Annotated in this window: 29 protein-coding genes; 19 read left to right on the forward strand and 10 right to left on the reverse strand. The window is 68.9% G+C overall.

Going from position 1 to position 21,327, the window contains the following annotated elements:
• Positions 1-11: 11 nt before the first annotated feature.
• The 4 genes from AB8O64_RS10870 to AB8O64_RS10885 all read left to right on the forward strand — a co-directional run bounded on the left by AB8O64_RS10870 (position 12) and on the right by AB8O64_RS10885 (position 2,714).
• Positions 12-797, forward strand: a complete 786-nt coding sequence (locus tag AB8O64_RS10870) for a hypothetical protein (protein WP_370418952.1) — start codon at positions 12-14, stop codon at positions 795-797.
• Between the two features lie 82 nt (positions 798-879).
• The gene (locus tag AB8O64_RS10875; protein WP_370418953.1) at positions 880-1,512 is read left to right on the forward strand and encodes a hypothetical protein; all 633 of its coding nucleotides are present in this window, start codon (positions 880-882) and stop codon (positions 1,510-1,512) included.
• 97 nt (positions 1,513-1,609) lie between these two features.
• Positions 1,610-1,771: a hypothetical protein gene (locus AB8O64_RS10880; RefSeq protein ID WP_370418954.1), complete on the forward strand. Its 162-nt coding sequence runs from the start codon at positions 1,610-1,612 to the stop codon at positions 1,769-1,771.
• A gap of 94 nt (positions 1,772-1,865) precedes the next feature.
• Entirely contained in the window at positions 1,866-2,714 is an 849-nt protein-coding gene (locus AB8O64_RS10885) for a hypothetical protein (protein WP_370418955.1), read from the forward strand.
• Positions 2,715-2,790: 76 nt separating this feature from the next.
• Here AB8O64_RS10885 and AB8O64_RS10890 read toward each other — a convergent pair whose 3' ends face one another.
• Positions 2,791-3,033 carry a hypothetical protein gene (locus AB8O64_RS10890; protein WP_370418956.1) on the reverse strand — a complete coding sequence of 81 codons (243 nt, stop codon included), beginning with the start codon at positions 3,031-3,033 and terminating at the stop codon, positions 2,791-2,793.
• A 423-nt stretch (positions 3,034-3,456) separates the two neighbouring features.
• On the opposite strand from AB8O64_RS10890, the gene AB8O64_RS10895 reads away from it, so the two are divergent.
• Together AB8O64_RS10895 and AB8O64_RS10900 are read left to right on the forward strand one after the other, a co-directional pair.
• Positions 3,457-4,080, forward strand: coding sequence for a DNA cytosine methyltransferase (locus AB8O64_RS10895; protein WP_370418957.1), 624 nt, complete (start codon positions 3,457-3,459; stop codon positions 4,078-4,080).
• 838 nt (positions 4,081-4,918) lie between these two features.
• Positions 4,919-6,247, forward strand: a complete 1,329-nt coding sequence (locus tag AB8O64_RS10900; RefSeq protein WP_370418958.1) for a DNA cytosine methyltransferase — start codon at positions 4,919-4,921, stop codon at positions 6,245-6,247.
• Positions 6,248-6,495: 248 nt separating this feature from the next.
• On the opposite strand, the gene AB8O64_RS10905 is transcribed toward AB8O64_RS10900, so the two are convergent.
• Complete coding sequence (locus tag AB8O64_RS10905; RefSeq protein ID WP_370418959.1) at positions 6,496-7,092, reverse strand: RICIN domain-containing protein; 597 nt, start codon at positions 7,090-7,092, stop codon at positions 6,496-6,498.
• A 173-nt stretch (positions 7,093-7,265) separates the two neighbouring features.
• Here AB8O64_RS10905 and AB8O64_RS10910 point away from each other — a divergent pair, with 173 nt between their 5' ends.
• The 12 genes from AB8O64_RS10910 (at position 7,266) to AB8O64_RS10965 (ending at position 14,184) form a co-directional block, all read left to right on the forward strand.
• Entirely contained in the window at positions 7,266-7,577 is a 312-nt protein-coding gene (locus AB8O64_RS10910) for a hypothetical protein (RefSeq protein ID WP_370418960.1), read from the forward strand.
• A 12-nt stretch (positions 7,578-7,589) separates the two neighbouring features.
• A complete protein-coding gene (locus tag AB8O64_RS10915; protein WP_370418961.1) occupies positions 7,590-8,087 on the forward strand; it encodes a hypothetical protein in 498 nt (165 codons plus the stop codon).
• 97 nt (positions 8,088-8,184) lie between these two features.
• Complete coding sequence (locus tag AB8O64_RS10920; RefSeq protein ID WP_370418962.1) at positions 8,185-8,670, forward strand: hypothetical protein; 486 nt, start codon at positions 8,185-8,187, stop codon at positions 8,668-8,670.
• A gap of 27 nt (positions 8,671-8,697) precedes the next feature.
• Positions 8,698-9,111: a hypothetical protein gene (locus tag AB8O64_RS10925; protein WP_370418963.1), complete on the forward strand. Its 414-nt coding sequence runs from the start codon at positions 8,698-8,700 to the stop codon at positions 9,109-9,111.
• A 95-nt stretch (positions 9,112-9,206) separates the two neighbouring features.
• Positions 9,207-9,560 (forward strand): HNH endonuclease, encoded by a 354-nt coding sequence (locus AB8O64_RS10930; protein ID WP_370418964.1) that lies wholly within the window; start codon positions 9,207-9,209, stop codon positions 9,558-9,560.
• Positions 9,557-9,853: a hypothetical protein gene (locus AB8O64_RS10935; protein ID WP_370418965.1), complete on the forward strand. Its 297-nt coding sequence runs from the start codon at positions 9,557-9,559 to the stop codon at positions 9,851-9,853. The genes AB8O64_RS10930 and AB8O64_RS10935 overlap by 4 nt, the downstream gene beginning before the upstream one ends.
• Positions 9,854-10,144: 291 nt before the next feature.
• Positions 10,145-10,753, forward strand: a complete 609-nt coding sequence (locus AB8O64_RS10940; protein WP_370418966.1) for a hypothetical protein — start codon at positions 10,145-10,147, stop codon at positions 10,751-10,753.
• A gap of 316 nt (positions 10,754-11,069) precedes the next feature.
• The gene (locus AB8O64_RS10945; protein ID WP_370418967.1) at positions 11,070-11,318 is read left to right on the forward strand and encodes a hypothetical protein; all 249 of its coding nucleotides are present in this window, start codon (positions 11,070-11,072) and stop codon (positions 11,316-11,318) included.
• A 215-nt stretch (positions 11,319-11,533) separates the two neighbouring features.
• Positions 11,534-13,327, forward strand: a complete 1,794-nt coding sequence (locus AB8O64_RS10950) for a hypothetical protein (RefSeq protein ID WP_370418968.1) — start codon at positions 11,534-11,536, stop codon at positions 13,325-13,327.
• Between the two features lie 32 nt (positions 13,328-13,359).
• Entirely contained in the window at positions 13,360-13,545 is a 186-nt protein-coding gene (locus tag AB8O64_RS10955) for a hypothetical protein (RefSeq protein WP_370418969.1), read from the forward strand.
• 112 nt (positions 13,546-13,657) lie between these two features.
• Positions 13,658-13,897 carry a hypothetical protein gene (locus tag AB8O64_RS10960; protein WP_370418970.1) on the forward strand — a complete coding sequence of 80 codons (240 nt, stop codon included), beginning with the start codon at positions 13,658-13,660 and terminating at the stop codon, positions 13,895-13,897.
• A gap of 56 nt (positions 13,898-13,953) precedes the next feature.
• The gene (locus AB8O64_RS10965) at positions 13,954-14,184 is read left to right on the forward strand and encodes a hypothetical protein (RefSeq protein WP_370418971.1); all 231 of its coding nucleotides are present in this window, start codon (positions 13,954-13,956) and stop codon (positions 14,182-14,184) included.
• Between the two features lie 242 nt (positions 14,185-14,426).
• On the opposite strand, the gene AB8O64_RS10970 is transcribed toward AB8O64_RS10965, so the two are convergent.
• Complete coding sequence (locus AB8O64_RS10970) at positions 14,427-15,005, reverse strand: hypothetical protein (RefSeq protein ID WP_370418972.1); 579 nt, start codon at positions 15,003-15,005, stop codon at positions 14,427-14,429.
• Between the two features lie 320 nt (positions 15,006-15,325).
• On the opposite strand from AB8O64_RS10970, the gene AB8O64_RS10975 reads away from it, so the two are divergent.
• Entirely contained in the window at positions 15,326-17,353 is a 2,028-nt protein-coding gene (locus AB8O64_RS10975) for a toll/interleukin-1 receptor domain-containing protein (protein WP_370418973.1), read from the forward strand.
• A 72-nt stretch (positions 17,354-17,425) separates the two neighbouring features.
• Here the strand turns inward: AB8O64_RS10975 and AB8O64_RS10980 are convergent, their stop codons facing one another.
• The 7 genes from AB8O64_RS10980 to AB8O64_RS11010 form a co-directional block, all read right to left on the reverse strand.
• On the reverse strand, positions 17,426-17,800 hold the full coding sequence (locus tag AB8O64_RS10980) for a hypothetical protein (RefSeq protein ID WP_370418974.1): 375 nt from the start codon (positions 17,798-17,800) through the stop codon (positions 17,426-17,428).
• Positions 17,801-17,832: 32 nt separating this feature from the next.
• Entirely contained in the window at positions 17,833-18,090 is a 258-nt protein-coding gene (locus AB8O64_RS10985; RefSeq protein WP_370418975.1) for a hypothetical protein, read from the reverse strand.
• Between the two features lie 248 nt (positions 18,091-18,338).
• Positions 18,339-18,743 carry a hypothetical protein gene (locus AB8O64_RS10990; protein ID WP_370418976.1) on the reverse strand — a complete coding sequence of 135 codons (405 nt, stop codon included), beginning with the start codon at positions 18,741-18,743 and terminating at the stop codon, positions 18,339-18,341.
• Positions 18,740-19,063, reverse strand: a complete 324-nt coding sequence (locus tag AB8O64_RS10995) for a hypothetical protein (RefSeq protein ID WP_370418977.1) — start codon at positions 19,061-19,063, stop codon at positions 18,740-18,742. Before AB8O64_RS10995 ends, AB8O64_RS10990 begins: the two co-directional genes overlap by 4 nt.
• The gene (locus AB8O64_RS11000; RefSeq protein WP_370418978.1) at positions 19,063-19,692 is read right to left on the reverse strand and encodes an RsbRD N-terminal domain-containing protein; all 630 of its coding nucleotides are present in this window, start codon (positions 19,690-19,692) and stop codon (positions 19,063-19,065) included. Before AB8O64_RS11000 ends, AB8O64_RS10995 begins: the two co-directional genes overlap by 1 nt.
• Before the next feature lie 28 nt (positions 19,693-19,720).
• Positions 19,721-20,599 carry a hypothetical protein gene (locus AB8O64_RS11005; RefSeq protein WP_370418979.1) on the reverse strand — a complete coding sequence of 293 codons (879 nt, stop codon included), beginning with the start codon at positions 20,597-20,599 and terminating at the stop codon, positions 19,721-19,723.
• 159 nt (positions 20,600-20,758) lie between these two features.
• A complete protein-coding gene (locus tag AB8O64_RS11010; RefSeq protein WP_370418980.1) occupies positions 20,759-21,058 on the reverse strand; it encodes a hypothetical protein in 300 nt (99 codons plus the stop codon).
• Positions 21,059-21,327: the final 269 nt, after the last annotated feature.

Raw genomic sequence — 21,327 nt, forward strand, 5'->3', positions numbered from 1 at the left:
AGACACGCAACATGAACGCCGTCAACCCGCGCGCCACGCTCACCCCCGCCGAGGCCGCCGCCCTGCGCGCCCGCATCATCGCCCACGTCGCCCGCGACCGCTTCGCCCCGCCCGCCACCATCACCGCGCTCCACTTCATCGCCTCCCATCTGGACCGGGCCGCCGAGGCGTTCGAGCGATACACGCCCGGCATCACCACGAACGCGTGCTTCACCGACGCCGCCGAGGCGCTGAGCGACGCCCGCGAAATCGCACGGCTCCACCCGGACACACGGTTCCCCGCGAACTTCACGGACTACATAGACGCCCCGCTCACCTGCGTGGCCCTGCCGATGCTCGCGCCGCTCAACCCCGTTTCCCCCGCGCTCGCCCAGCAGGAGGCCGACCTCCGGCACCGCCTCACCCACGTTCACGAACAGCTCTCGCAGGCCACCAGCGAGCCCGCCACGGACGCCTGGCTCCCCAGCGCCCTCACCTTCCAGCGCGACCTGATGAGGCTGGCCGCAGAGGTCCGCGTGGACAACGCCCGCCCCTGCAACCGGCCCGCCACCCCGACCGTGGTCGAGATCCCGACCCCGGCCACCCCCATAGCGCTGCGCCGCGCCCACGACGAGCACGGCCCGACCCTCGCGTACGGCCTGAGCACCCGGCGGCTTCCGTGCCACGTCAGTGACCGGGGTGTCACGCACCCCGCCGACCGCATGGTGTCCCACCTCGGCGCAACCATCGCCACCTGCGCCGACCACCAGGACGCCGCAGCCACCGCCGCCCGGGAACTGATCGACTCCCTCGGCTGACCACTCCTCTCCCCAGGGCGCACCACCCCGGTGCGCCCCACCCGGCCGGAGAGCAACCGGCCCAGACCCGAAAGGCACCACGATGAGCAGCACCACTATCCCTCTCGCTTCCGAGGCACGCGCCGCGTGCGGCGCGTACGTCAGGCTCCACCGCCGCGACATCGCCGACATCCTCACCGATCGGCTCGGTTCGATGGAGAAGCACGCCTCAGCGCGCGCCCAGGCTCCGGCTTGGAACGAGGCCGCCCGGCATCTCCGCGCAGCCACTGAAGCCATCGCCTCTGCCTCCGCCACCGGCAAGGACCACCGTGCCCTGCGCCGGACCGCCGCCATCATGACGCTCAGCGCGATCCTGGCGTTCGAGCACGCGCACCTCGTCTCCCTCCCATACGACGACCACGGCCGCTACCACCCGGCACCCGGCACCGAGTACCCGTTCAGCATCTCCGACATCGGCCGCGCCGCCGTGCAGCTCCTCGGCCCCGACTGGCACGCCGAGTCCACCCCGTGGGGCGTTGGCGCCACCATCGAGCACAAGGACGAGCCGGGTGCGCACTTCCTCCTTGGCGTCGACGAGGACGGCGACCTGTACGTCTCGGCGAACCTGCGCGACGAGAGCCGCACGTACTTGACGGATGTGTGTTCCGCCGTCGGCCTGCCCGCCCTCGCCGCACTCGTCGCTGACACCGTGCACAGCATCCGCGACGCCGACTGACCACACGCCCGAACCCCGCCCCGGCCGCCCGGCCGGGGCCCCACGGCCCGGAGAGCAACCGGGCCGGCACAGACCCGAACCGAAAGGGGACGCCCCCGTGACCATCCTCGACTCCTCCACTGGCAGCCCTGCCCACGCCGACGCCGCCCCGGCCAAGCTGTACTCCCGCGCCCAGGCCCGCGCAGCCATCAACGACGGCGCGACCATGGCCGCCGACGAGGCGCATGACGCGTGCTTCGACCAGGCCCTCCAGAAGTAGCCCGCCCCCTTCCCGGTAGGGGGCGACGCAAGCCGCCTCCTGCCGGTCCACTCCCCGGCGAGAGCAACGCCGGAAGACCCGAAGGAACCGCCTGATGGCCACTGCCACCGCCCCCGTGACCGCCGCGCCGGCACTCGCCCGCCGCGTCGCCGAGCGCCTGCCGCACCGCGACGGGAACGCCTGGACGGTCGCCCCGTACGCGGCCTGGTGGACGACCCGCCCCGCCGCACGCCTCACCCAGGCCGGGCGGCCCGGCGCGCTCATCCTCGCCGAGCACCCGTGGCGCACCGAGATCGCATGGCAGCTCGACAACCGCGAGCCGTATGTTCCGGACCTCATCCTCGACCGGATGGCGCCGGAGCCCGTGGTGCGCGAAACCCTGCGGCTCGTCCTGCCGCGCCTGGACGACGCTGCCGCCCTCGCGTATGCCGACCGGCCCGCTGAGGCCCGGCTCGCCCGTATGCGGCACCTGAACTTGATCGGCAGCGCGGTGCGCGCCCACGGCACTGCGACGGTCAACCACACCGGCAGCCACCCGAACAGCAACCTCGTGGAGTGGAGCAGCCAGGGCGTGCGGTACGCAGTGACCCTCATCGGCGCGAACCCGGCGTGCGACCTGTCCGTCACCGGGCCGGTCGCCTCCGTTGAGCAGGTGCTGCCGCTGTTTCTGCCGGAGCCCGCCGCCGAGACGGCCCGGTTCCCGCTGCGCGATGTGCGCACCCGTCTGGGCCGCCGTGTGGCTGCGCACCTGGTGCAGTACACGCCCGTTGACCAGCTCGACGACGGCGAACTCACCTTCGGCGCAGCGACGGGGCCGTTCGGCTATGTCTGTCCGCCCGCTGACCCGGTTGCCCGCATCCGCGACAGCACACCCGTGGTCGCCGAGCTGCACGGCGTCGGCGTTGACCAGCTGGTCCATCTCGCCGCGCGCCTCGCCTGCTGACCCACCCCGTGGTGCGCCCGGCCTAGTGGGTGTGTCCGCGCGGACTGGCCGCCGGGATCTTAAGCTCCTGGCAGCCTCAACCCGGCAACTGAGTGGCGTGGAGGAGTTCCCTGGCGGCCATGATGGGAGGGACGGTCAGGTATCCCAGGTCGGGTCCGCCCTGACGATTCTCGGGTACGCCCAGCCTGGCCATTACCTGCGGATCAACCCTGACAGCTACCACATCATCAGCCTGAGCGGGAGTGGCCAGCGCGATACTTCCCAAAGCAAGAAGGACGGTTGCGGTGACGGCGGCGATGAACCGGCGGCCCTTACTCATGCCAACCTCCCAAAGGTTTATGCGTGTCGGCACATGGATGGAGTGGCTGGAAGCATTACCAGCCCACGGCCCACCCACCCCGCACAACCAGGGCGCCTGAAAGTTCGCAGGAGCGCATCAGAAAACCATGCGCTGCGACAAACGTGCGGGCCAGTAACACACTCGCCAGGCAGGCCCTAACCGCCGGGTCCACCGTTCGAACTGGAGCCCTGCCCATGCCCGAGAACCCCCTCGTCGAAGAGACCTTCCCGCTGCTCGCCTGGCGCAAGGCCCGCCAACCTCTACCCCGTCTGCTGCCGGGCGTGACTGACCTCACGCCCGGCAGCGGCGTTCCCGGCGGACAGAAGACGCCGCTGGCCGGCAGCCTTCCGGCTCCTCGTGGCCTGGTCGATCCGGGCCGCTCCTCTGTGAGAAGGAGTCCTTTTGACCCTCCGCGCCCCTGAGCGCGCCGCCCGTCTTCGCATCCCGCCCAACCCCCGTATCGGCTCTCTGTGCAGCGGGTACGGGGGCCTGGACCTCGCGGTACAGGACCTGCTCGGAGGAGAGGTTTTGTGGCACTGCCAGTACGATCCCGACGATCCCGGCCAGCACGCTGCTCGCATCCTTGCCCACCACTGGCCGGACGTCCCGAACTACGGCGACATCACCTGCGTCGACTGGAGCACCGTCCCGCCCGTCGACATCCTCACGGCCGGATTCCCCTGCACGGACGTCAGTCTCGCCGGACAGCTCGCAGGTATCGCGCCCGGCACCCGCTCCGGCATCTGGGCCCACGTCGCCCGCGCCATCCGCACCCTCCACCCGAAATTGGTAGTGATCGAAAATGTCCGAGGTCTCCTCTCCGCACCGGCCACTCGCAGCATGGGACGAGGAGACAGGGCAGTGGATGTCCAGCAGCCAACCGGGCCTCTTCGAGGTCTCGGTGCCGTACTCGGAGATTTGGCCACCCTCGGGTTCGATGCGGAGTGGAAGGTGCACCGCGCATCGGACACCGGAGCCCCGCACCGCAGGGAGCGGGTGTTCATCCTCGCCTGGCCGACGGCATAGGGCGGTCGGGCCGGGCGTGACCTACCGGCGGGCGGCGACGGTACGCGCCGCCGGTAGGCGGCCGGTCCGGCAGCACACGGCCCCGGCTGAGCCTTCCGGCGACTGCCCCTCAGCCCCGCTGCTCAAAACGCCCACGGCGCAGCTCGCGGTGAACGGGGGGTCGCAGCATCCCGACAAACGGCGCGAGGGCGGTCACGGGCCGACTCTCGCGGACGAGGTCGAGCACCTGGTCCCGGGCGCCGTTCACTACGGCGAGACGCCTACGGACCGCCCGGAGGCCACCGGGGGTGAAATCCAGCTCGCTATGCCGCTCACCGCGCTCCCAGGCAGCACCTGCCGCGCCCGCACGCCGGTCCCTGGTGAAGCCGTGTGGGGCCGGTACGCCCACACCATCGCCCGGTGGGAAAGGCGTCTGGGCCGGGCTGCCCCTCCGGCGGTCGACGGCCGCGGCCGTCTCGCCGCACCGTTCGTGGAATGGATGATGGGGTTGGTCCCGGGCTGGGTTACCGCGGTGCCCGGACTTCCTCGTACGGCGCAGTTCGCAGCGTTGGGCAACGGGGTGGTCCCCGCGCAGGCGACAGGTGCTCTGAGCCTGCTCCTCGACCGTGCCCGTGGGGACGGCGGCACGTAGAGCCTCGACTCGGCCGCGTTCTGGCCCCGTGCGGGTCGGGATGCGGCCTTGGCTGGCCCCGACAGACGAAAGTCGGACGCGCCAGCGCACGTCACAAGCGGAACGTTGGGATGCACGAATAAACCTTCCATGACGCATGCTGTAGTATTTCTGGTGTTGGTGGAGAGCAACCGCCAGCAAGACCCGAAGCGAAAGAGACCGCCCCCCGTGAGCGAGCTGACCGCAGCCGAACAGAGCGTCATCACCACCGCCCTCTCCTACAAAGTCTTCGACACCCCGATCCCAGCGCACGTCATGGCCGAACTCGACGAGATCGCCGCGCCATGGCCCGGCCGCTGGCTCCTCCCCTGGGAAGAGGGCGAGCCGGAGCGCGTAGTCGAGCTGTGCGCCGGTCCGGGCGGTTGGGGGGAGGGGCTGAAGACGGTCCTCGGCGTCACCCGCTTCGACGTTGTCGGCGTCGACGTCGACGAGGACGCATGCGCGACCGCCCGCGCAGCCGGCCACGTCCGCATCTGCGCCGACATCACCAAGCTCGACCCCGAGCACCCGGCACTGCGCTGTACGCACGGCGTCCTCATCAGCCCGCCATGCCCCAGCTTCTCCACGGCAGGTAAGCGTGCCGGACTACTGAAGGCCAACCTCGACGTCCTGTGCGAGACCATCTCCTACGTTGGCGAAGCCGCCGGGTTCATCCGCATCGACGAGGTGTGCTGCGACGAGCTGTATCCCGACCTCGAAAACGACTGCCCGCTGTGCGCCGACTTCGGGGAGCACGAGGGCTACGCCCCACGCTCCGGAGCCACCTGGGACGAAGTTCGCGCCACGCTAGACGGCCTCACCGACCCGCGCATCGGCCTGATGGCCGAGGTGGCGATCTGGCCGCTCGGCCTTCAGGCGGCAGGCGCACCGATCGCGTGGATGGCCATGGAGCAGTCCAGCAACCTGCCCGAGCGTGTTCTTGAGGATCTCTCGATCGAGTTCGGCTGCGCCGACTGGTTCCGTACCTCTTGGGCTGTCCTGGAGGCAGCAGACCTCGGTGTCGCCTCCCGGCGGAAGCGGACGTTCATGATCGCCACCCGGCACAAGTGGGTGGACATCGCCCCGCCCGTCCAGGCCCTCCCGGTCACGACGATGGCCGAAGCTCTCGGATGGGACGAGGGCGAGCGGATCAATACCCGCGGCAACCGGCCCGTCGACCCGGCCACCGGCCGCGCCAAGGGCGGCAACTGCTTCTCCGCCGACAAGCCGTCCTGGTGCCTCACCGGCAAGACCCGCACCTGGGTCCGCGAACGGGACGGGCTGCGCCTCACCCCCGCCGAGGCCGGAACTCTCGTCTCCTTCCGCGCCACCTACCCATGGCAGGGCTCCCGCTCCAGCCAGTTCCAGCAAGCCGGAGACGTCGTCTGCCCCGCCGTCGCCGCGTACGTCCTCGCCGCTATCCACGGCATCGACTGGGAGCCACGGGTCCGCGACTACCTCACCGAGCTGTACCACTACGAGGACTTGTGGGCCGAGGAGTACGACCTCGCGGTCTGACCCCGAGCGCCCGGCTTCCCATGCGGAGGCCGGCGTCCCCGCGCTGCGCGCGACGCAAGGCATACGGTTCGCGGCCACCTGTCCCAGTACCTGGGAGCCTCGTCCGCGAACACCCCCTCCGCCCGGCTCCGCGCGCTGCGCTCCACCTCGGGTGCCGTCGCCACGGCCACGGCCGTCGCGCTGCTCCTGACCGGCTGCTCGCCGCAGGCTGCGGCACCGGCCGAGCGAGCGGACGGTGGAAAAGAAGATCAGTCGATCGCCCAGAAGCGGTTATTGGGTGCGTCGCTGCACGTCCACTGGATGAGGTCGGCGCCGTCGCCCTTGCTCGCACCATTCACGTTGAGACACTTGCCGCTCTTGGCGTTGACCAAGCGGTACTGGCCGTAGGTGCTGTGGTACTGCAGCGCCCACAGGCCGTTGTTCTGATCGTTGCAGGTCCACTGGATGACACGGGCCTTATTGGCCGTGCTGGCGCCCTTCACGTTCATGCACTTCTTGCTGTTGTAGTTGACCACGTGAACCGACGAGCCCGGCCCTTCGGTGAGGTACCACCAGTGGTGGCCTCTGCTGGTGCACGTCCACTGATCGAGACCTGTCCCGTTGGCTGTGCTAAGCCCCGGTACCTCGGCGCACTTTGAAGAGTGCGCGAACTTGAAGGTGTAGATGTTGTCGCCAGCGGCTGCCCTCACGTCCTTCTTCACACCGGGCACAGTCTTCCAGCCGGAGTCGACAGCCGACTCAGCGACCGGGGCCGCCTTGGGTGATGCGTCTGCCAACGGTGCGAAGGCCACACCTGAGCCGATGACAACCGACGCTGCGGCTATGGCTAAGTGCTTGTTGAACACTATGGTTTCCCCCTTATCTCTGGACCATCGGGATTGGTCGGATCCCAGAGCCCGCACGCTACCCAGGCGGACGCCGCGACGCATCCAACGAGGCGCGTACTGTCGATAAACCTCAGCTGTAGGGCCAGAGCCGTCTCCAACACACGTCGTATTGACATGCGATGAGCACACACATGAACTCGGCAAACGCCGCCATTACCGGCCCCGCTCGAACATGGAGATCCCCAGTTAGACCCCGCCCCGCCGACGCCCACGGCCGGTGGGCGTGGCTGCGCTCACTCGACGAGGACCAGGCCCACCGCGCCGCCCTCCTCGACTGCCTCGACGCGCTGTGCGCCCACATCGCCGGGCGGCCGGCGCTCGGCGACCATCCCGGTGACCCGCTGCCTGCGGCGGCACTCGAGGAAGCCGACGGCTTCATCAGCGAGGCCGTCGCGCTCCTCATCGCCCAGTACCGGGTGCAGAAGGCTGTCACTGCTGGTTGAGACACTGCGGGTATGTGGAAAGACTTGCGCCCCACTGTCGCCGTCATGGCGCTCGCCGGGCTGACATGCGGCGCTGTGATCGGCTACCTCCTCGGCCTGGCGACGGCGCTCGCGATCTCGGCGTCGCTGTGTTGCGGCGCCGCGGCGGGCCTCGGGGCGTTCCTCCGGCTCCGCCGCGTCCAGCAGCAGACCGAAGCGATGAGGACCGGGTTCCGTGCCGGGCTGGCCCAGGGCGTGCTCGTCGCCGTTGCCTGCTACCACCGCGCCGCCTTCCCCCGGACCGGGCAGGGCGCCGTCACCACAGATGAAGTGACGGAACTGCGCTGGGTGGCGTACCAGCAGGCGGCCACGGAACGGCTGGCAACCCCCGTGCGCGAGGCTGCGGCCAGGGCGCTCAAAGCCGTCGACCGCCGAGAAGCGACCGCTGCTCACTCCCTGCTGATGGAGCTGATGTACATCGTCCACGAACAGCACTATCCGGGGCCCGCCGGTAGGCCAGTGCGACGTTAGCCCTCGTCGTACAGATGCTGCTCCGTTGCACTACCCCTGCCGGGCACGCAGCCGCCCCCTTGGCGGCCCGCTGCCCGGTGACCGAACGGAGCACCACATGCAGCCCGCCGCCCTCCAGGCCGTCGAGACCTGGGAACAGCACTGGAACGAGACGCAGGCCGCGGCCGTCGCCGCGCTCAAGACCGCGTTCCCCCATCTCCACGGCCTTCCGCGACACGTCGGCTGCAACGACATCCGCCTGGAGTACGAAGAGGCTGGGCTCGGCGGCGGGCGGGTCTGCCTCGACGACGAGGGACGCGCCAACATCGAGTTCGGCCAGGTGCCCAACGAGGTGATCGCGCATGCCGTTGACGAGATCCGGCTCCCGTACCTCGACTACGCCGACGGACCGCTGTGCGAGGCGCCGCCGGGCACCTACGTCTACGAGTGCGAGGGGTCGGGCGCGCAGTTCGAATTCGTTCTCGGCGCTCTCGGGCACGGCCAGGTGATCATCTCGTTCGCCACCATCCCGGACGCCGTGGCGGTCCTCGACGCCTTGGAGCAGGCGTTCGCTGAGCAGGGCGTCGGCGAGACGCGACACTGAGCGGACCTCTTCGTACGGTCCGCCCCCATGGACCTTCACCGCTTCCGATGGGCGCCCGACGTCTCCATGCTCGCCCAGATCCTGACCGACAGCGACGGCGTCAAAGTCCGCGCCTGGAGCACGAGCGGCCTCCCGGTCAGGTTGCACGTCTCCGTCATCCGGCAGACCCGGCAGGCGTTCTACGGGCCCGTCGGCAAACGGCCCCCGGGGCTGTGGAAGCGCGTCATGCATGCCCTCGTGCTGAGCAACGGGTTGAGCTACCTGCATTACTGCCCGGACCTGCCGCCCCTCGTGCTCGGGATCGAGCTGTCCGTGCCGCGCTTCACCCTCCTGCTGGGGTGTGAGACGCGCCGCCACGACCTGGCTCTCGCCGAGCACTTTGCACAGCGCTGCCCGGCATGTGTCGCCGCCGGGTGGGGCCCGCCGGAGAACGCGACGTAAGGCGCGGCCGCCGTCCACTCTCCCGTCGCTCGCCCCGCTGCTTCTCTCTGGAACCGCACCCGCGGTCCGGCGGCCGGGCAGGACGGAGGCCGATCGTGGCCCGACGACGCACCGGCCCCACGGACACAGTCCGCGACCTCGTCTTCCAGCGCGACGGCGGGTGCTGCGTCCGCTGCGGCTCCCTGCAGCGGTTGACGATCCACCACCGGGTCAACAGGGGCATGGGCGGCGCGCGCGAGCCGTGGATCAACCAGGCGCACAACCTGCTGCTGGCCTGCGAGGTGTGTAACGGCTGGTTCGAGGACAACCCGAAGCCGTCGTACGAGGCCGGGTGGAAGGTCCGGCGCCCGCAGCTCCCCGACAAGGTCGAGGTCCGCTACGCGGACGGGCGGGTGTGCCGGCTTACTCCGGACGGTGTGCGCACCGCGGTCGTGGGAGTGGCTCGATGAAGCGCGGGGCAGCGGGGTTCGTCGACTTCGGCCGGTGGACGGCCGGCACCTGGACCACGAAGGCGCCCGGTATCTGGTTCGCGGTCGGCTACACCTACAGCCGCGACGAGTGGCCGTACGGCGCCTGTGGGCCCGCCCTTACGGTTGGCCGCCGTACCTGGGCTGTGTTCCCCCTCTACTCCCGCGCCGAGTACAGGGTGCGGAGGGGCGACCCGTGGGCGAAGGAGAGCGAGGAGTTCCAGCCTCTGCCGCGGCCTCGATGCGGTCTGCGGCGGCTGCTGTGGTGGCTGTGAGGCGGCTGGCCGGGCTCTGCGTTGTGCGGCACGGCGCCGTCCGGCGCATGGCAGTCGGCCGGATCGCCCTTACCGACGCTCCTTACTCCCGCGATCCAGGTACGCATGTCGACGTCGAGGGGCCGGTGATCCTGTTCGGCCGGTTGGGGTTTGCCCTGTTCAGAAGGGGTGCGCGGCATTCGGCATGACACTGCTTCGCCCTCCGCTGTACTATTTGCGGGTTCGTTCGGCATGGGGTTGCCCCAGCCGTCGCCGGCACCAGCCCGGTGCCCTACCCGACGGAGGCCAGTCATGCCCGCTGCGCACCACAACCTCACGGTCCCCGACCACAAGACGCTGCGCGCCGAGGCCACGAGCCAGGTCAAGGAGGAGCTGGGCAAGATCGCCCGCCCCGATGACCGGTTCAAAAGGGCCTGCGAGATCGTGCAGCAGGCCGACCTCGAGATCGCCGCCCACACCGAGGAGCGCAACCAGGCCGCTCTGTCGCTGTGGTTCTACAACGGCGTCCGCGGCCTGGACAAGGTCCTCGGAATCCTCCCCAACGCCTACTCCGAGATGCGCCGCTTCGCCCTGCACGGCGACAAGAAGGCGACGATCAACCCCGGCGGTGACCTCAACGCCCGTATGACCGCCGAGGAGCGCATCGCGGCCGCGGAGAAGGCCGGCGTGCCGCGCCTCAACCCGGACGAGGCCGCCGACCAGCTGCCGTCCCTCGCTGCCACCGTGTCGGTCGCAGCCGCTCGCAGGAAGGCCGCGATGCCGTTCCTGCAGGACGCGGCGCTCGCACTCACCGAGGACCCGTACGACTGGTCCACGGACCGCATCGCCAAGCTGGGCAACACCACGCCGAAGTACGTGCGAGACGTGAAGAACAAGGCGGCGAAGCGCCGCGGCCACTGAGCCGCCGTCCCTCTGACCCGGCCCCGAAGCGCCACCGGGGCCGGGTTTTCAGTCGTCGGTGACCGGGGCCTGAAAATCCGGCGCCGATGAAACCGGCCTTCGGTGAACCGGGTCCCGGTGAACCGGGTCCCGGCAGAACAGGCGCCTTTAGTAAGAACATCAAGCAAGACCATTAAGTAGTTACGGTGCCTTCGCTTCGCTCAGGCACCGTCGGCTATCGGTCTCCTGGGGGAGGGCGCTGCAACGACGAGGTAGCGCGCCGCGACTGCCGAACAGACGGCTGTCACAAAATCGGGCGGGCGACGTTCTCCCAGGCATGACGACCATGCCCCGTCCCATCCCCCTGGCCCGCCATTACCACGAGACCCGCCGCGAGTTCCTGGCCACATGCGGTACACAGATCACGCCCTGGTACCGGCTCACCTCCGACGAACGGTCCGTCGCCGTTGCAGAGGCCACGATCATTCTCGAAGCGGTGCGCCGGGCGAACGAGGAACATGCCGCGCTCCTCCCCGTCATCACCGACCAGCCAGCCGCCGATCCCCCGCCTGTGGTGCAGGTGTAACAAGATCGGGCCTCCCGACGTACTACTGAGTGCTGAGGCCCGCACGACCACTCCCCCCAGTCGCGCGGGCCTTGAGCCGGAATTCCGGCGCGCAGGGCACAGGGCGCGTAGTAGTCACCCACTGCGCCGGAACCCGCGGTCTGGCCGGGACGTCTGGGCATGGGCACCCGGCCAGACCGCGACACAAACCAAACTCGAGCGGCACCGTCCCGATCATGTCCCGCACGCAGCCTGAGCAGCCGACGCGCACCCGCGTGGCGCCCTCGGCGTCCAAGCTGCAGCACGCCCGGCCCGGCGTCGTCTCCCGCGACGCCGCCAACGTCGCCGACGTCCTCCTGGGGTTGCCGCCAACCGAGCGCCGGAACGCCTTCAAGCACCACCTCACAGCCCGCGAACGCGCCGTCGTCATGACGGAGGTCGAGCGCGCGACGGGCTCCCTGTACGGCCTGTGGCGGGACTCGCCATCCGGGTTCGTGGAAGACGTCCTCGGCGAGAGCCTGTGGTCCAAGCAGCGGGCCGTCCTCGACGCGATCGTCGACCACAAACGCGTCGCCGTCCCCGCCGGATTCGGCGTCGGCAAGACGCACCTCGCCGCCCGTGCAGCGGTGTGGTTCACCAACGTCTACCCAGTGGGCACTGCCCTGTGCATCACCACCGCGACCCGCTTCCGGCAGGTGCAGCGGCAGCTCTGGCCGCACATCCGCAAGGTCGTCCCCCGTGCCGGCCTGCCGGGTTACTGCGACACCGTCCAGTACAAGATGCCCGACCCGTACGGCCAGGACGTCGTCGTCGCCTACGGCTTCTCCGCCCCCGCCAACGACGAGGCCGCCATGCAGGGCATCCACATGCCGCACCTGCTGCTCATCGTCGACGAGGCGGGCGGTATCGCCCCGATGATCGGCCACGGCACCAACAACCTGCTCACCGGCGGGCACGCGGCGATGCTCGCCATCGGCAACCCCGCAATGGATGACCCGGCCAGCTGGTTCGAGGAGCTGTGCATCGAGGGCGACGACCCGAGCGAGCCGACCACCGTCACCATCCCGATCTCCTCGCTCGACTCCCCGGCGATCACCGGCGAACACGCCCCGTTCTGCACCGACTGCCCCGAAGGCGTCACCCGGCACTCCCTCGCCGACCACATGCCCGACCAGGACTGGGTGGACCGCACCATCCGGTCGTACGGCGAAGACCACCCCTACGTGATCGCGAAGGTCCACGCCAAGTTCCCCAAGGGCGGCGGCGGCATCGTCATCCCGCCGAGCTGGGTCGAGGCCGCCATGTCGTACAAGGACCCCACAGGCGACGGCTGGCACCGCCTGTGCGATCTCGACCTGGAAGGCGAAACCTTCCAGCACACCGTCCGTGAAGGCGCCTGGGTCCGCCTCGGCGTCGACGTTGCCGCCGACGGTGGCGATGAATTCACCGTGTACCGCGCCGTCGGCGACGCGGTGCAGTTCCGGCATGCCTCCGCCGGCGCCGCGAACGACAACCAGGTATCCGTCGCCGAGGTGGTCCTGGAGGAGATCCACGCCGCACAGCGCCTGGCCGACGCCCTGCACTCCCCGCACCCCGTCCGCGTCAAGGTCGACCAGAACGGCATCGGCCATGGCGTCGTGTCCATGCTTCAGCGGTGGGCGGAGACCGGACGGCACTACGCGCAGATCGTGGGCGTCATGGTGTCGGAGTCCCCGGGCCAGGACGACCCCGGCGCCGTCATGCGGCCGTGGCGCAAGCGGGATGAGATGTGGCTGGCGACCAGAAGCCTTCTCCAGCCGGACCCATCCTCCGGCCGCGGACGGTTGCGCCTCCACGTCGACAAGAAGGCCGCCGCGCAACTCTCCACCCCGAAGTTGCTGTCGACGACGAGCGGCTACACGCAGATCGAGTCGAAGAAGGCCATGAAGTCGCGCGGCATGAAGTCGCCGGACCGGGCTGAAGCCGTGCTCCTGGCCCTGTACGAGCCGGAGCCCCTTCACAAGCCGCGCCGCCGCGGCCTCCTTAACTGAAAGGGGCGCCTGCCGTGAGTAGATTCGGAAACATGGGCGACACCCCGAGACGTCTGGACCCGAGGATGGACCGGGCGTCGGCCGCGATCGTCCTGGGGTGCGAGCCGCGGCAGGTCGGGCCGTGCGTGCGTTGCCGCGGTCTCACGGTCCGGTACGGCAAGCAGGCCCAGCCGATCTGCCCGGCCTGTCAGGCGAAGCAGAAGCGCACCGAGCGATAGCTGTGCCGGGGCAACCGCGGGCCAGGCACACTCTTGACCATGACCCGATCGCCGTACTGATGTCGGCCACCACGCCGTCGACTGCCTGACCGACAAGGAGAAGGGACCCCCCGTGGCATTCGAAGTGTTCCGCGACGAGGACGGCACCGAGTACACCGGGCGTGTCCCGGACTACCCGGAGCCGGACGCCGAGCCGCTGTGCTGGACGCACCACAGCAACTCGTGCGGCTGCCAGCCGGAGGACCAGGAGCAGGATCTCGAAGAGGGCGAGCACCGGTTTTCCACGGAACCGCCGCTCCCGCCCGGCCCCCGCCCGGTGATCGATGACCTCTTAGAGCTGCCCGCCTGGTGAACCGGGCGGGAAGAAGGCCAAGCAGGCGCCAGGCTGGCGCGCTACCCTTCCTGACCATGGCGGACCCGTTCCTCGCAGCCCTCGACCAGGCCACCCGAACCGTCGTCGCGCGCGTCCGCGGCAAACTCCCGGCCGCGGCACCTCGCGCGACGGTGGCGATCACCCACTACTACTGCTGCGACCCCAACCGGGCGCTGTGCGGGCTGGGCCTGAGCGGCATGCCCCCGGCCGGGGACGGGGAACAAGTCTGCGTCGTCTGCCTCGATCTCGACGCCGACTGCCACTGATGTCGCGTGCTCACGATTAGCTACTCCTCGAACTTGCCATATAGAAGCGTTACCTTAGGAGTTCACCCAACCGGGCGGCACGCCTGCATGCCGGCCCATGGTTGGGCCTAGTCAGTGGCCTGGGAGGCGCGCAGAGCTGACTGAGTGTGTTGACGTTCCGTCGGGGTCTGCCGTCACAGCTCTTCGATGCGCGCCCAGTTGATCCCGGACACAGCCCAGTCACGTGATCGGCTCGACAACTCCTAGTCGTCTCCAGTGGGGACGGCCGCGAGGAGGTTGGGGATGCCGCAGGCGCTGGCAAGGAGACCGGCGTAGGCGGTGAGAATGCTGCGGGTGTCTCGCAGCGTGGTCCGCAGTTCGCTGGCGCGGGGCCAGGCCTGTTCGTGATCGCGGCGCGAGCGGTCTGCGGGGCGGCAGGTCTCCCAATCCTCCAGCGCGGGGTGCCAGCTTGCGAGCAATGGTCGAATGCCGTAGTTGAGCATCGCGACGGCCAGGTAGCCGAAGTTGTACTGGCCGTTCTTCTTGGGCTCAGCGACTTCCGGGCCGTACTTGCGCAGCACCTCTCGGGTGGTGGCGAACAAGGAGTACAGGCTACTCAGCGCTTCCCGTAGCAGCCCCTCCTCCTCACGGAGCGGAACCACCGAGACCCGGGTCACCAGCTCGACGTACAGTTCCCAAGCAGCCCGCCGCTCGGCGTCGTTCGGCTCCCATGTACCCGAGATCTCCAGCACGCGCAGGTTCAGCTTGACCTCTACGCTCTTCGGCGCCCGCACCATTTCTTGCCCCCTCGCTTGGACTGCTGCGATCTCGACGATTCGCACTTTGCTACCACCGTATACGGGGGATCATGAGTGCGGCGTCGTCTCGGCTGGCCTGAGTCATGACGAGGCGGATCGCGCCTTAAGCGGAGTGGGTGGTGTGCACCTGCGGGTAGGACATCCACCGTGCGGAACTGGAGGTGTCGGGCTGGTGACCGGCGACTGGCCCCGCAATGTTCACCCAACACCCCATGGAACACTCATTCGCAGAACACATAATTGATTTTCCTAGCCTCGTGAGACGCATGGATTACCGCCTTCCCGAAGGCACCCTGTTCCTCCCCAGGCTGTGGCTATCATCTCGACCTAGGGGACTCGCGCAGATGAACGAGGGGGCGGGATTGACCACCCGTACACGTTTGTTACTAGTTGTGCCGCCGTATTTGGCAGCGCTCTGGAGCACGTTCTTTACAGGTTTGGGTGGCAGTGATGCGGCGGGAGTAATATGCTTTCTCTTAGCAGGCGTGGGGCTTCTACAGGTAGTGCAGGTGACCTTTCTGCGCGGAAAGCTGACCCGCCCATCAGTCTGCGTTTTTAACCTCGTTTCGTCAACTGCCCTCGGTCTTGCCTGCGGCATCTCCGCGCGCGGCGAAGAGGGGACCGGGGCTGCGGCAGGGTTACTCATTGGCGGTCTCAGTTGTCCGCTTTCACTGTGGCTCGGCGAACTCGCCCAACTACGGCGCAAACCCAGGTTCTTCATCAACTACCGCCAAAGCGATTCACTGAGCGAGTGCCACGAGATCTTCGACGCTCTATCAAAGCGATACGGACGCACCCGCGTTTTCAAGGATTCTGAGACACTGCCCCCCGGTAGGAATTTTCTGCATGCCCTGGGCGCAAAGAATCTCCCCGCACTCATTAGGCGCTGTGACTGCATGCTGGCCCTGATCGGAGAGAGCTGGCTCGAAACCCGCAACGTGAGAGGTGAGCGGCGGCTCGACCAGCCGGATGATCCCGTCCGTACAGAGATCGAAACAGCAATCGCCGCCAGAATCGCGGTAATTCCAGTCCTGGTCGGCGGGGCTGCCCTCCCGGCCGCCGAGCGGCTTCCCAACTCCCTCAAGGCACTACCCTTCCTGCAGGCGACGCATCTGCGGCCGGGGGCCGAGTTTGGTAGAGATCTGGACGCGCTTTGCGAGCGGTTCGAGCACTCTTTCCGGCTCGAACGGTCGGAGCTGATCGAAGCACCCCCTGCTCGGCGACGCCGCAGGGCCGGCGTAGCCGCGTTCCTGACCGCTGTCCTCTTGCCGTTCGTGTGGGTTGGGGCTGTGGCATTCGCCGCCGACGCGCGGATGGTCAACGACGTCGCGCTTTCGCCCGACGGGCGGTACGCGGTATCGGCCCACGGCCAAGGCCGGGGCACCGCCACCACGCTTCGACTCTGGGACACGCGGAGCGGCTCGCAGCTGGCCTCCCGCACCGAACCTAGCGGCCCAATCGTGTGGATCCTACGCTGGTCACCGGACGGACAACGGATCGCCACTGGGCAATCCGACGGGAACGTACGCTTATGGAACCCTGCGACGCTGACGCCGTTACGCACCCTCTCCGGAGGCCAACGCATGATCGATAGTGTCGAGTGGTCACCCTCCGGAGATCGGATCGCTGCTGGTTCTTACGGAGGTACCTTGCACGTGTGGAATACCCGCACGGGAACACCCGTGGGCGACAGGACTTTCAAATCGGTTGTGAGCGCCCTGTCCTGGTCGCCGGACGGCAACCGTCTCGCCGTCGGCAGACTGATGCACAATGCCATGGTGGTCAGTGCCGATTCCAAGCGGCTCCACACCTTACGTACCTTTCAAGAACAGCAGTCCGTCGACCTGCTGGCCTGGGCCCCACACGGTGAAATGCTGTCCACCACCAGTCTGAATGGAGAAGACCCGCCGCTGGTAATTCATCGTCTTAAGGAGAGCGGCGGCACCGTACGGCTCACCCCTGGCTGGCAGGGTCTTGTTGACGATCTCCAATGGTCCCCGGATGGTCGCCGCTTGGCCACTGCCTCCTGGTGGGGTAAGCGCGCCCTGGTGTGGCGCACGGACGGCAGCCTTGAGCGCAGCTTCTCCTACGGCTCTCTGTCCCCCTTCGAACCTCGGATAGCGTGGTCCCCCGACGCGAGGTGGCTTGCCTCTACCGGCAGCGCCGTGCGTCTCTGGTCCCTCGCGAACGGCACTAGCCGCGAGCTGACCGTCCACGACGAGGACATCACCCCGGCCGGGTGGACCCCTGACGGTCGCCGCCTTGTCACTTGGTCATCCGGCGGCATCCAGATATGGGATGTAGGCACACGGCGGGCAGTCGCGCACTGCCAAATGTCGCTGTGGGACGCCTTGGTGGCCTCGGTCCGGTGAGCACTGCTGTCGCCCCGGCTGCCGCGAAACGCAGCACGCTGCGACTGCTGCGACACTGCCAGGGTAGGGGGCTCACGTAGGCCGGGACGCGTGGGCCGCGCGACGTCGCCCCGCCTCGTACCCACGGTCGAAAACATCTTTTGCCTCGCGGCGCGGTGCCTCGGTGAGCCAGGGCATCAGGGCTTCCGCCGGGTACCGATACTGTTCGGCCTTCCCGAGGGTCTCCCGGTCCGCCTCGTCGAGGCTGGCGCCGAGCTCCCAGATCCTGCTGATGTAGTCGGCCAGCGCCTCAACCCGCGGGGCCGTGCCCTGGTATCCGGGTGGCAGGATGGACAGTAGAACGCGGGCGAGCGCCGGGGGCCGGTCGGACGGATCGACCTCGACGAGGCGGCAGTGGAACTCGGCGTTGTGCCATCCCTCTAGCGGCAGGAGCTCCTCCTGAGCCATGTCCGTGCGGACTGGGGGGCGGGTCTCGCCGCTCAGGCAGTGGACGGCATGCCGGTGGTCTCGGTGATGATCTCGGCGGCCTTGCTCCGGCAGTCCTGGCACGCGGTGCTGGTCAAACCGCAGATAGCAGAGGCAAGGGCGTCGAAAGTGCCCCTCGATGCGATGTTGAACAGGCTGGGGGCTTTGTGGGCGCAGGACTTGCACGAGCGGGTCTTGCCCTCGTGCCGGCCGCACGCAATCAGCGCGATTGCCCCCAGCAGGTTCGCGGACGGCTCGGACGGGGCATTCATACGCGGGCTCCCTTCGGGTACTTGGGCTTGAAATGAGCGATCGGCTTCCGGTCCGCTGCTCCGGTCTGCTGGTAGACGCGCGTCTGCTGGCAGTACGAGCAGCGGTAGGCGACTAATCAGCGTAGCGGGTTGTCCTTCGCCGGCGGGTTGCCCTGACGGCCGCCCGTCATCACGCACGGCCCGGTGTCCTCACACCAGTCGCATGCCGACGAGTGATGAGAGAGCTTCGGCGCTTCGGCCCAATCCGATCACCGGATCGGCCGTCCGCCGTACTCAGCCGGCAGGGGCGGTCCGGCGTATGTCGACAGACCCGGCATTGCCCACAGAGGGCGCACCCTCCGGCCCGGGTCCGGCTCCGGCAGGGCCTCGGCCGTGCCGGCAGGGATCAGGCGGGCCGGTTCCGGCTCGGGATCGCCTCGCAGGGCTCGCAGGCACGACGCGCACAGCAGCCCCTCGTCGACCGGTCCGGTCCAGGGCCGCACGCCCGGTGCGGACTCGGCGTTCGGGCGGCACTCCACGGGCACGGTGAACATCGCGGCTGTGGGCACTTGGGCGCCCTCGACGGCTACGTGCAGCGCCATCCGGCCTGCCGCCCGCAGGATGGCGCGCCCGGCCCACAGGGGGCTCGGCATTTCCACGGCCAGCGCGGTCACGCCTCGTCCTCCCTCCCCAGGAACGGCAGCGGCGGCGCCATCACGAAGACGTGCCGCCGTCGGCATACCGACCCGGCGATGAGCGCGCGACGCTCCATGCGCCAGGCTCGCGACACCCGGCCGTCGCCGCAGGCCGGGCACGGTACCTCGCTGCGGACCTTGACGGAGGTGTTGGGCAGCGGGGGCGGGAAGATGGGGAACCCGGCGGCGAGGGCCAGCGCTTCGGCTGCCTTGGGCTGGAGGCGTATGTAGACCTGTTCCCAGTCCACGACCGAGGTGACGGCCTCCTCCGCCACCCGGTCGGCGAACGTGCCTGGCATCAGCCCTCCTGTGCGGCTGACACGGGGATGTGCGGCCGGGCACCCTCCGGTACCGCGGGGTCGTCCTTACGCACGCGAAACGGCCACTGGCCGTCGGCGTGCGGGCCGTAGCCGCGCTGGTACCGGACGGCGCCGTGCCCCGTCTGCTTGGTATCGCCCCACACTATGGGCAGCGAGATGAAGGCGGGCGGGCCCGCGATCCATCCGTCGGCCAGGTGCCCAAGGGGGTCGTCCGCGCTCGGGTACGCCTCCGCCGGGCCGTCGAGCGCCATCTCGACGCCGCGGTACGGCCCGTCGACGAAGATCACTGGGTACGGGGTCTTCGGGCCCCGCACAGCTTCCGCGTAGACGTTGCGCTGCCGGTCCTGCCAGTCCAGCACCTCGCGGGCGGTGGGCGTCGGGGAGAAGCCGAGAACGGCTCGCAGCGCCGCCACGTTGGACAGCAGCTCGTGGTAAGCGGCGTGCGGGAAGTCGTTGCGGAAGCGGTCTCGCAGCAGCGAGCAGGACGCCTTGTCGGCGACCTCGATCAGGTACGCGTCCAGCAGTTCGGGGTCGATGTGCTCGCCGCCTCGGGCGAACGCCTTGGCGGCTTGGACGATGTCCGGACCGTCGGCGAGGGTAGTGCTCATGGGAGGGGCATCTCCTATGCGAAGGGGGCTACTTCGGGTTCGGTACGGGGGCGTCGGGGCGGACGACCAGGCGGGTCAGCGGTCGGTCATCGCGCACGGCGTTCCAGGCGGACACCAGGTAGGACAGGTGGCGCTCCCACGCGATCCGGCCTTCCTTGGCTCGTTCGGAGGTGACCCGGGCGCGGAGAGCGAGTATGGGGTGGCCGCTGGAGAGTTCGACGCCGTCGCCCAGGCGCTGGAAGAACCAGGTGCACTCATCGGGGTCGATGGCGTTGAAGAGGAAATGCGCGGTGCCGAGCGCCGACTGGGGGATGTGGGGGAAAGCCGCGCGTGTCCGCAGGGCGATTTCGGCTGAGCGCCGGATCTCGGGGTGCTTCTTCAGCAGGGCCCGGGACTCCGTGGTGGTGGGGCTGATGCGGCGGCTGAACTTCCGGTCGCCCTGCTGCCACGTCCAGACCTTGCGGAGAATGGCGGCGACGGTGGCGGCATGCGGTTCGTCGGCCAGGGACAAGGCGTCTGCCGTGGTGCGCCGCAGGCCGGAGTCCATCGTCGTCTGCGCCTCTGGGGGCAGTCCTCCGACGATGAAGGTGGTGACCGGCTCGTCCGCCTTCACGATGGCGTGCAGCCGGTGCTGGCCGTCGAGGACGTTGCCCTGAACGTCGAGCTTGATGGCCTCCCCGTTGAGCGGCCAGGTGCCGGCCTCGATGTCGCGCACATAGTCCTCGACCGCTGCGGACCGCAGGTGGCGGTTCTTGGTGTTACGGCGCAGCAGACGGGCGGCCAGTTGCGGCAGGAGAACGATGATGTGGGCGCTGGGGCCGCCGGAGTTCGACAGCAGGTTGTCCAGTTCGCGGAGGGTCTTGGGAGCGGGGTAGCCGGGAGCCTGGACAGCAAGGACAGCGGGCATTGGAGGGACATCTCCTCGTATCGGAATTGCACGTAGCGGGGGCCTCGATCCAGGTCCCCGCGTCTAAGTACGTGCGTGCCGGGAATTTGTTACACCGAGGTCAGGCGCCCTGAGTGTTGATCTCCACGAAGACGAGGGGGATGCGCGCACTGCCGGTCATCACCGGCTGGCCCATCTCCGGGCCGGGCCGACCAGGTGAGCCGAGTTGTCGTCCGGGAGGAGCCCGGCGTCGACCAGGCCGTCCACGTAGGCCTTCGCAGTCGGCGACCAGTTCCCCGGATCGCGCTTCCGCTTGATGGGTCTCGGGTGCAGCACGTAGTACACGGCGGCCCGCTCCAGGCGCGGCAGGGTGCGGGCTCTCGCGGTCAGCGCCGCGTCCTGCCGCAGCCGCTTCTTGAGCCGGTGCTCGGCCATGTGGTGAAGGCGCTGGTTGCTGGTCAGCAGGTCGCCGTACGACATGGTCTACGACCGTCCCGCGCCCGGCAGCCGCGATGTACGTCTGAAGCTACGGGCGCTGCCGTGTCGAGGCGGGCCCGAGCGCCGCTTGTTTGCACGGGGGGCGAGGCATCGGATACGTGCACGCGCCACCGAGCCGTGCCCGGAGCTTGGGGAAATCTCCCGGCTGCGACCGAACCGACATGGTGCTCCGCCCCTTCATCCTGCCCGTGCAGGGAGGAACGGCACCAGGGCGGCATCTGTGACAGGCGGCGAGCGACCAAGCGCCCATA

This window comes from Streptomyces sp. QH1-20 (assembly GCF_041283565.1).
GTDB classification, from domain to species: domain Bacteria; phylum Actinomycetota; class Actinomycetes; order Streptomycetales; family Streptomycetaceae; genus Streptomyces; species Streptomyces syringius.

What these genes read in the sequence shown, in the direction of transcription:
- AB8O64_RS10870 (WP_370418952.1), top strand. Translation starts at nt 12, where the DNA reads ATGAACGCCGTCAACCCGCGCGCCACGCTCACCCCCGCCGAGGCCGCC.
- AB8O64_RS10875 (WP_370418953.1), top strand. Translation starts at nt 880, where the DNA reads ATGAGCAGCACCACTATCCCTCTCGCTTCCGAGGCACGCGCCGCGTGC.
- AB8O64_RS10885 (WP_370418955.1), top strand. Translation starts at nt 1,866, where the DNA reads ATGGCCACTGCCACCGCCCCCGTGACCGCCGCGCCGGCACTCGCCCGC.
- AB8O64_RS10890 (WP_370418956.1), bottom strand. Translation starts at nt 3,033, where the DNA reads ATGAGTAAGGGCCGCCGGTTCATCGCCGCCGTCACCGCAACCGTCCTT.
- AB8O64_RS10910 (WP_370418960.1), top strand. Translation starts at nt 7,266, where the DNA reads ATGAACTCGGCAAACGCCGCCATTACCGGCCCCGCTCGAACATGGAGA.
- AB8O64_RS10915 (WP_370418961.1), top strand. Translation starts at nt 7,590, where the DNA reads ATGTGGAAAGACTTGCGCCCCACTGTCGCCGTCATGGCGCTCGCCGGG.
- AB8O64_RS10920 (WP_370418962.1), top strand. Translation starts at nt 8,185, where the DNA reads ATGCAGCCCGCCGCCCTCCAGGCCGTCGAGACCTGGGAACAGCACTGG.
- AB8O64_RS10925 (WP_370418963.1), top strand. Translation starts at nt 8,698, where the DNA reads ATGGACCTTCACCGCTTCCGATGGGCGCCCGACGTCTCCATGCTCGCC.
- AB8O64_RS10935 (WP_370418965.1), top strand. Translation starts at nt 9,557, where the DNA reads ATGAAGCGCGGGGCAGCGGGGTTCGTCGACTTCGGCCGGTGGACGGCC.
- AB8O64_RS10940 (WP_370418966.1), top strand. Translation starts at nt 10,145, where the DNA reads ATGCCCGCTGCGCACCACAACCTCACGGTCCCCGACCACAAGACGCTG.
- AB8O64_RS10945 (WP_370418967.1), top strand. Translation starts at nt 11,070, where the DNA reads ATGACGACCATGCCCCGTCCCATCCCCCTGGCCCGCCATTACCACGAG.
- AB8O64_RS10950 (WP_370418968.1), top strand. Translation starts at nt 11,534, where the DNA reads ATGTCCCGCACGCAGCCTGAGCAGCCGACGCGCACCCGCGTGGCGCCC.
- AB8O64_RS10955 (WP_370418969.1), top strand. Translation starts at nt 13,360, where the DNA reads ATGGGCGACACCCCGAGACGTCTGGACCCGAGGATGGACCGGGCGTCG.
- AB8O64_RS10965 (WP_370418971.1), top strand. Translation starts at nt 13,954, where the DNA reads ATGGCGGACCCGTTCCTCGCAGCCCTCGACCAGGCCACCCGAACCGTC.
- AB8O64_RS10975 (WP_370418973.1), top strand. Translation starts at nt 15,326, where the DNA reads ATGAACGAGGGGGCGGGATTGACCACCCGTACACGTTTGTTACTAGTT.
- AB8O64_RS10980 (WP_370418974.1), bottom strand. Translation starts at nt 17,800, where the DNA reads ATGGCTCAGGAGGAGCTCCTGCCGCTAGAGGGATGGCACAACGCCGAG.
- AB8O64_RS10985 (WP_370418975.1), bottom strand. Translation starts at nt 18,090, where the DNA reads ATGAATGCCCCGTCCGAGCCGTCCGCGAACCTGCTGGGGGCAATCGCG.
- AB8O64_RS10995 (WP_370418977.1), bottom strand. Translation starts at nt 19,063, where the DNA reads ATGCCAGGCACGTTCGCCGACCGGGTGGCGGAGGAGGCCGTCACCTCG.
- AB8O64_RS11000 (WP_370418978.1), bottom strand. Translation starts at nt 19,692, where the DNA reads ATGAGCACTACCCTCGCCGACGGTCCGGACATCGTCCAAGCCGCCAAG.
- AB8O64_RS11005 (WP_370418979.1), bottom strand. Translation starts at nt 20,599, where the DNA reads ATGCCCGCTGTCCTTGCTGTCCAGGCTCCCGGCTACCCCGCTCCCAAG.
- AB8O64_RS11010 (WP_370418980.1), bottom strand. Translation starts at nt 21,058, where the DNA reads ATGTCGTACGGCGACCTGCTGACCAGCAACCAGCGCCTTCACCACATG.